This window comes from Natronococcus jeotgali DSM 18795, from assembly GCF_000337695.1.
Lineage (GTDB): Archaea > Halobacteriota > Halobacteria > Halobacteriales > Natrialbaceae > Natronococcus > Natronococcus jeotgali.
This window is the reverse complement of the sequence record NZ_AOIA01000009.1, coordinates 1-7,514: the sequence shown is the minus strand read 5'-3', so window position 1 is coordinate 7,514 and position 7,514 is coordinate 1. Positions and strand designations below refer to the sequence as shown.

Below are 7,514 nucleotides of genomic sequence, written 5' to 3'. Positions count from 1 at the left end.
AACGGCACACCTTTCGTCACGGTTCTCAAAAGGCAAACGCAGTGGGGGTGGCGCTGCGTTTGCCCTCACCGTGGACGCAGTGAACGGAACGGGGTGACTTTTCAGTGGTTCGGTCCAGGAGCGTTCACAAGATGCTTGGTCGTGCCGATTCACTGCGCGACCTGCCCTGTTCACGGTGTGTATCTGCTGGGGCAGATCGTGATAATGTTTGGAAGTAACGTGGATAGCCATTGGGCTGTCTGTTGCAGGCTTGTGTTGATCATCTGGGTGACGATCTATGGGTAAGCGGTAGTGCTTGATTCATCCGTATAATACTCAACTGGTTTGCGTGACCACTAGAGATGTGAACTGCGCAAAATGAGGTCCGGGCGCGAGAATCGAACTACGCGTCTCAGCCCGCACAGGCTGAAGGATGGCCACTACCCCAGCCCGGACACGTGGACACTCCATCCCTTCCTATCACGAGAACTAGATTATAAGTCCACATTCCATTCAAATCTTGATATAGTCCTGTTTCTTTACTATGAATCCACTCGTCGCTGTTCACTACTTCACCTCTACTTACCGCTGAAAGGATTAGATCATTACTTCCATGAGGAGTGACTAAGAGTCGATCCATAGTGGAGTGATTTAGCGACTTGATCAAATCTGCAGGCTCTAGTTCGGCCATCGAACGAATCAACCTTTGAAGCATGAGGTGGGCGAATTCGACCATCTCAAAACCACCGCTTCTAACAGATAAATGATCAGTATACACTTCCCATGTGAGGTACAGTCTCTGTACTGATCATTGAGAGTTCCAGGACCTATACCAATCAGAGGTCTTCAACTGAGCCACTCATTAAGGACAACTGGTTTTTCGAGAATGATCTGAATGGTCATCGTTGTATACCGTAACCAGGGCCGAATTATAACTGTTACATAATCTTCGATGCTGACTCCCTCCGCCATATTTTAGGTTAGCCAAAATAATTTTGCTAAAATAGAAGACTTTTTGTGGCCAAACCACATATGATATATGTGACACTCGTAGAAAATCTCTCGCTGGTATTCGTTGCGGGACTCATCACCGCACTGGCGACTGGACTCGGGGCGCTCCCGTTCTTCTTTGTTGACGAGTTCAGTGATCGTTGGAATGTCGGGCTATGGGGTATCGCCTCGGGAATCATGGTGACAGTGTCACTGTTTGGGCTTGTGGACGAGGGATTGGCCTATGCATCAGGTGGGTTTCCAACGCTGATGGCCGGGGGACTACTTGCTGGCGTCGGACTGGTCGTCGTCTCAGATCACGTGCTTGGGGATGTCGATCTCACCGAGATGACCGACTCGTCTGACAATAACGCGAGCGAGATTCGTGCTAATGGCGCAGGGGACAATCCGGACCTTGCGCCGGAAGCAAGGGCGTTCGCTGAGGGTGATCTGAAGAAACTCGTTCTCATCCTCGGCATCTTAACGGTCCACAGCTTTCCCGAGGGCGTCGCCGTTGGCGTCTCGTTCGCCGAACTCGGACTGGACGGCGGCGCGTCAATACTCGGATTCTCCATCCCGCTGCTCGCAGTGTTCATGACCATCGCCATCTCCATTCATAACATCCCAGAGGGAACTGCTATCGCCATCCCGATGCGGGCGTTGGGTCTCTCCAACTGGCGAATGGTTGGCGCTGCGGTCTTCTCTAGCCTTCCCCAGCCGATCGGTGCGGTCATTGCGTTCGTGTTCGTTTCGTGGGCCGAAGCGTTCCTGCCCTTCGGATTCGGATTTGCCGCCGGCGCGATGGTGTACCTCGTTGTAACCGAGTTTATCCCGGAGGCGATCGAAACCGGTTCAGACTTACCGAATCGGGGTTATCCCGAGTTACTGGCTGGTCTCGCTGCGGGTGTAATTGCTATGATCCCCGTAATGTACATTTAACCAATCAGTCAAACAGAGTCTAATACTACGGATCTAGTACCGAAGCGAGACAGACGGTGCCAGAAATGCCGTGACGAATATAGGGTGATTCTCAGCGTCGTTGCGGTCAGAATACAGGTTCAGTGATCTTCATCCTGTTTCGTCTCGTGAACGGTTCCGTCTGGATGTTCTGGCGGACTATAGAGCGTGTACAACTTCAGATCCGTTTCATCCGCTGTATTCGTTACGTTGTGTTCGACCCCGGCAGGAATGATGACAATGTCGTCGTCCCCGAGAGAAACCTCTTCTTTGTCAAGAACCACTTGAGCGGACCCTTCTTCAACGCGGATGAATTGGTCATGCTCGTCGTGAGTTTCGAGGCCGATTTCTTCACCTGGGGGGAGCGTCATCAGGACAAGTTGCGTGTGTTCACCAGTGTACAGTACGCGGCGATAATCCTCGTTTTCGAGGGTATCCTCTTCGATGTTAGTAGTGTATCCGTTCATTTTGGGTTCACTCTCAGTTCAAAGCGCCTGAACGTGACGAGCATGCAAAATATACGTATCAGGTTCATAGTAACCCGCCCTACACTTGCGTGGAAAGGGGTGTCGATCGGAGTTGTCAGTCAGGTACGCGTTCTTGGCGTCACCGGTTCTAAAGACGACGCTGGCGGTCAATCGTTCGGGCATGTTCTGGAGCGTGATAGCCCGGACGAGCGGTACGATCGGAACCGCCCGCTCGGTATTGAATGGGTGGATGGGTACGGGAGTGCAATTGAGAAAGTTTACGCCGATAATCAACCGCGGTACCAACCGATACCGGATGGAGTAGCCGGCGGATCAAGTGGACTTTCCGGGAGCGAGTTTCCGGCCTCGAACCGGTGGTACACAGGCGGNTACCAACCGATACCGGATGGAGTAGCCGGCGGATCAAGTGGACTTTCCGGGAGCGAGTTTCCGGCCTCGAACCGGTGGTACACAGGCGGTGAAAGGTCATTTAGACCGTCTGGATAGAACAACGAAGCAATTGTGGTGGATCGCCGAGTTGGAGGCCTGCAATGAACGTCATCGGTTCAGACGTTCGATCCAGAACCGTTGCCAATGTCTGTCGTGACTGTTTGAGCGCCAGATCCAAGGCTGCACTCTCGATAGCCCACCGCAAATGGTTGCCGTTCGCCCTGAGGGCTGTCTGCTCTGAGAGAACCGAATCGGTATCGAGCGCACTGATAAACGATCTAAGCGTCTGGGCACCAGTCGGAAGAGCTAGCCCATCCTTGCGAAGCCGCTTGTGTGCCTCGATGGATGGTGTGACATCTTCTCCGAATCCTGTATCGCCATCGCCGTGAATCTGAATAACAGTCCGTTCGAACGTTCGACTCTCCGTCTCGATACGCCTCCCTTCGAACGTAACGTCTTCAATAGCAACTGTTAACGACTGAAGTGCTTCGTACAGGTCAGGGTTTGTATCGTCTAAAGACTCGACCTGATCTACCCTTTTCCGGGCATCATCCATACTCCTCTTTCCGGTCTCTGAGTCAAAATAACACCGTACGAACGGTCCCTTGTAGTACCGTATTCTACTATCCCGATAAGTAATTTACTCGATCGGGTGGTACAGGCCGTCTACTGTCCTATTCCTCTTCAACAGGGGTTTTCACAATCGTTATCGGTCGTTCGGACATATGAGCGACTCGTTCGGCTACGCTGCCAAGCATTCGGCGGTATTCCCCAGATCGATTTTTTGACCCGACAACGGTCAGCCCGATGTCTGCTTCGTCCGCATATTCAAGGATTTCTTCATGGGGGACACCATGACGAATCTCAGTTACTGTTGGAATGTCAGCGGCGGCTGCCTGCTGTGCGATATCTTCGACTGCTTGATTGCCGGCCTGTTCAAGTGCACTTTCTAACCCTTCAAATTCGTGAACGTATTCATCGCCAGGATACGAACTATACGCCTCGGCATCCACGACATATAGAATGTGAAGTTCAGCATCGTACCGGTCTGCAGCGTCAAGAGTGTGGTCAATCGCTTGGTCAATACCAGCGCTCATGTCGGTTGGCAGGAGAAGGTGATCGTACATCGGATAGNGGTCTGCAGCGTCAAGAGTGTGGTCAATCGCTTGGTCAATACCAGCGCTCATGTCGGTTGGCAGGAGAAGGTGATCGTACATCGGATAGTGTTTTTTGAGGAAGCCTATTATAGGTAAGCCACTCTGTGAAGAATAGATAGTTTATCGGACTCTCACCCCCGTTCACACGACTTAGCCTGATAAACTTGGAATGGAGAGATCGATCCATCGAAGTATCTGCGCGGTGATAGCGACGGTTACCGTACTCAGAGACTCGATTGTGCCTCCTCCACTGGCGAGCGTAAAATCCCGATCAAAGACTTGTTCCTCTCCAGTCACTCGACTTCGACAGTCTCCATTCGCTCCCGAATCACATCTTCTGGCGGCGAGGACTTCCCGTGCTGTTCTTCTGAATGTCGCTTTACTTGTGATATTACTTCACTTTCGTCTGCGGCCCGAATCAAGAATACGCAATCTGGAGCCGCGCATTCGAACTGATATGCCATATTTAGATATGCGTAATCCATACCAATTAATCCTGCCCCGTTGAGACCCTCTATCTCAGAGACGATGATCACGATTACTCTTCAACCCACGGTGGTGGACCAAGAATTTCGAAGCCGAGCTCTTCGGCCACAGTGGCCACCAACTCAACATATAGTTCGATCTTCGCTGTCTTTCGTCCCGCTAACCATCGGCATTCCCTCTACGCTCCCGAAGTAGCGAATGGTCGTGATGTCAATCGCGACGGTGACTGGACGGCGAAACGAGGACCCTGATTGAATTACTGAGAGAAGTCGATCTGTTGCCTGCTGAAACCCTTTGAGTAGGCTCTCCGAGTCAAACTGTTTGACCGCGCAGAGGTGCGTATCTCCGTGGGGGCCGTACTCCTTGCCTCGACGGAACTTGAACCGTGCAGCGCCTTGCGGTGTGCCGCAGCCGACCATCCCGATGAACGTCTGAAGCTCAAAGAATCGCGCGTCCTCATACGTCGCGTTCTGGGCTCTCCCGGTGTCGAACGGACCGAAGCCATGCTCACGAGCGAGGCGGGTTGTTCGATAAATTTCTTCGTCAGAGAACTTGGTAACATCCTCAGCCGAGTCAATAATCTCCTCTGAGGATTGCTTGACTTCCTCCAGTGGCCGGACTTCGGGAACCGAGAGGTTCTCGTTGTGGATCTCCTTGACTAAGTAGTGTGCACTGGCAGTGACATACCCGCGAACCTCATCGTCGAAGCGATTGCGCCACGTTCGAGAGATGACTGACTCGTTAGGAATTTGGTCGAGTCCCAATACATTTGCGAGTTCTGGATGGCGTGTGAGGGATCGATAGCTGTCTCCAGTGACTTCCAGATAAATGGGCTCTGGTGAATCACCAGACGGCGTCCGGATTGGGGTCTTGAGCTGCGGAAGATTACGGCGAGAATTTTCTTGTGATTGTCCTCAGCGGTAGCTATCTCCACAACAACCTCGACTTGGCCCTTGCCAAGGGCAGTTACTACGCACTCTCAGCAACCGGAACCCGACGCCCTATGGCGATTCACCAGAGCCAAATATAGCGAAAGTGCCCAAGGGCAGCTGAAGATGACTGATATTCGAACATACTACTAATAATTACTATACACCGATACATATTTTGACTACCCGAACACTACTATAATTATGGACATCCAACAATTCAAGTCTAAACACCGAACGAACGAATCTGACGAACTCTTCCAACTAGAAAACGCCTATACGCTCGATGTTGCCGTTGACGGTGCAGTAATAGCGAAGGCTGGATCGATGGTCGCTTTCACAGGCGATCTATCGTTTACTGGGAAATCTTCAGCAGAGGGGGGAATTAAAGGGTTTCTGAAAGACGCTACGACCGGTGAAGGAACCCCTGTGATGCGTATTGAAGGGCAAGGCCATGCCTTCCTTGCTGATCACAAAAAGAAGGTTCAGGTGCTTGAGCTTGGAGCAGAAGAGTCGATAACAGTCAACGGAGAAGATATCCTCGCATTCGAGTCAGACGTTTCCTATGAAATTAATACAATCGATAGCCTTGCTGGGGCTATCGCTGGTGGGCTCACAAACGTCTACCTCCAAGGACCTGGTCGTATCGCTATTACAACACATGGGGATCCAATTGTACTTGAGCCACCGGTATCGACAGATCCACAGGCGACCGTGGCGTGGAGCGGGGCCTCCCCAGATGTAAACGTCAATCGAAATCTTTCAGATATGATCGGTCAAGAATCTGGCGAGCGGTACCAAATGGATTTCACCGATACGAATGGGTTTGTTGTCGTCCAACCATTTGAAGAATAGCAGATATACATTCTTGCCTATGACATTTCTCGACTTTCTGCTCATCTACAGGCGGAGCAGGCCGAGTACCTCGGGGCAAGCCCCAAAGCGGTTCACTACGAGCAGTAGTCTGTGTTAAAGATCAATATACTGAGATTCCCACTCACGACGCTCCTGAATTGTTTGTACAAATGGGAGACCTTTGAACAATCGGTGGTAGCAGTGAACTACTCCACCCGCGCTCGAGTCTAACCGACTCTCGCTTGTTGAGGACGGAGCTTCCTGCTTCTGTGTCGGAACTTGCAGGAACAGACCCCACAACGGNCCCGCGCTCGAGTCTAACCGACTCTCGCTTGTTGAGGACGGAGCTTCCTGCTTCTGTGTCGGAACTTGCAGGAACAGACCCCACAACGGTTCCAGACTCCACAGGCGACTTTCTATATCGGGCTACATTCCTGACCGGATCGATCGATGGTACGCGCCGCATTCGTCGAACGAGACCCAGAAGATCCAGTGCGAGCTCCACTACTATCTCTGAATACCGAGATCGTGGTGCCGATTCTCGATAAAGTCAGAGCTAGTAACACATCACATGGGATTCATCGAAATAGTGTAAATAGCGCCATCCACAGCGGAAGCCATGCCCGTTCCGGTCGGTTCAGTGCGTCGTTCGATTTGGTCAGTTGCCACCGCCACCTGGTACCGGGCTTCGTTCGTGAGATGTGATCTTCCAGATGGCTCTGGAGGCAACGGTGGCTATTGCGATCTCCAGCCCACCGGCGGCGATAAACGCCGGTAGATATCCGTATAGTTCTGTGACGGTTCCGCCGATAACGAACCCGCTCAGCATCCCGAGGCTTCCGAACACATTGAATCCACCCATCGCAGCGCCTCGTTCTGTCGCCGGCACGATGTCGGTGACGAGGGCCATCGTCGTTGGAGAGACCAACGCGCCGCAGATACCGACGAGAATCATCAGGCCCGCTGCGATCCCGTACGTGGGAGCGAGGACGACAGCAATGATTGTGACCCCGTATAGTACAGATCCGATGACGACAGGAAGGAAGCGACCGATCCGGTCAGAAAGCGAGCCGACTGGGTACTGCAACACTGCGAACGGCACGAAGAACAGCGCCAGTGTAAGCCCCGCCTGTGCGGCGTCAATTCCGAACGCTTCTCTGAAGTAGGCGACACCGGTCAGCGCGAAGAATCCCGCAGTTAACCGGTCGATGTAGCCGAACGCGAACGGAACGAGTAACGTCGGG

General features: G+C 52.4%; 7 protein-coding genes and 1 pseudogene. 2 read left to right on the top strand and 6 right to left on the bottom strand.

Annotated features, from left to right (window positions below; translation table 11 throughout):
- Positions 1-1,011 precede the first annotated feature (1,011 nt).
- A complete protein-coding gene (locus tag C492_RS00365; protein WP_008419427.1) occupies positions 1,012-1,908 on the top strand; it encodes a ZIP family metal transporter in 897 nt (298 codons plus the stop codon).
- Positions 1,909-2,027: 119 nt separating this feature from the next.
- Here the strand turns inward: C492_RS00365 and C492_RS00360 are convergent, their stop codons facing one another.
- The 5 genes and pseudogenes from C492_RS00360 to C492_RS00345 form a co-directional block, all read right to left on the bottom strand.
- Positions 2,028-2,393, bottom strand: a complete 366-nt coding sequence (locus C492_RS00360) for a cupin domain-containing protein (RefSeq protein WP_008419426.1) — start codon at positions 2,391-2,393, stop codon at positions 2,028-2,030.
- 490 nt (positions 2,394-2,883) lie between these two features.
- Complete coding sequence (locus C492_RS00355) at positions 2,884-3,399, bottom strand: hypothetical protein (RefSeq protein WP_008419425.1); 516 nt, start codon at positions 3,397-3,399, stop codon at positions 2,884-2,886.
- Positions 3,400-3,517: 118 nt separating this feature from the next.
- Positions 3,518-3,970, bottom strand: coding sequence for a universal stress protein (locus C492_RS21965; protein WP_008419424.1), 453 nt, complete (start codon positions 3,968-3,970; stop codon positions 3,518-3,520).
- Positions 3,971-4,293: 323 nt separating this feature from the next.
- Positions 4,294-4,464 (bottom strand): DUF1059 domain-containing protein, encoded by a 171-nt coding sequence (locus C492_RS25750; RefSeq protein ID WP_083898720.1) that lies wholly within the window; start codon positions 4,462-4,464, stop codon positions 4,294-4,296.
- Between the two features lie 156 nt (positions 4,465-4,620).
- Positions 4,621-5,316: pseudogene (locus C492_RS00345) on the bottom strand (transposase); the annotation flags it as partial.
- Positions 5,317-5,619: 303 nt separating this feature from the next.
- On the opposite strand from C492_RS00345, the gene C492_RS00340 reads away from it, so the two are divergent.
- A complete protein-coding gene (locus C492_RS00340) occupies positions 5,620-6,270 on the top strand; it encodes an AIM24 family protein (protein WP_008419421.1) in 651 nt (216 codons plus the stop codon).
- Between the two features lie 658 nt (positions 6,271-6,928).
- On the opposite strand, the gene C492_RS00335 is transcribed toward C492_RS00340, so the two are convergent.
- On the bottom strand, positions 6,929-7,514 hold a 586-nt coding region (locus C492_RS00335; RefSeq protein ID WP_008419420.1), incomplete at its 5' end, for an MFS transporter.

Excerpts from the sequence above, each read along its gene's own strand:
- C492_RS00340 (WP_008419421.1), top strand. The coding sequence starts at position 5,620 with ATGGACATCCAACAATTCAAGTCTAAACACCGAACGAACGAATCTGAC.
- C492_RS00360 (WP_008419426.1), bottom strand. The coding sequence starts at position 2,393 with ATGAACGGATACACTACTAACATCGAAGAGGATACCCTCGAAAACGAG.
- C492_RS25750 (WP_083898720.1), bottom strand. The coding sequence starts at position 4,464 with ATGGCATATCAGTTCGAATGCGCGGCTCCAGATTGCGTATTCTTGATT.
- C492_RS00365 (WP_008419427.1), top strand. The coding sequence starts at position 1,012 with ATGATATATGTGACACTCGTAGAAAATCTCTCGCTGGTATTCGTTGCG.
- C492_RS21965 (WP_008419424.1), bottom strand. The coding sequence starts at position 3,970 with ATGTACGATCACCTTCTCCTGCCAACCGACATGAGCGCTGGTATTGAC.
- C492_RS00355 (WP_008419425.1), bottom strand. The coding sequence starts at position 3,399 with ATGGATGATGCCCGGAAAAGGGTAGATCAGGTCGAGTCTTTAGACGAT.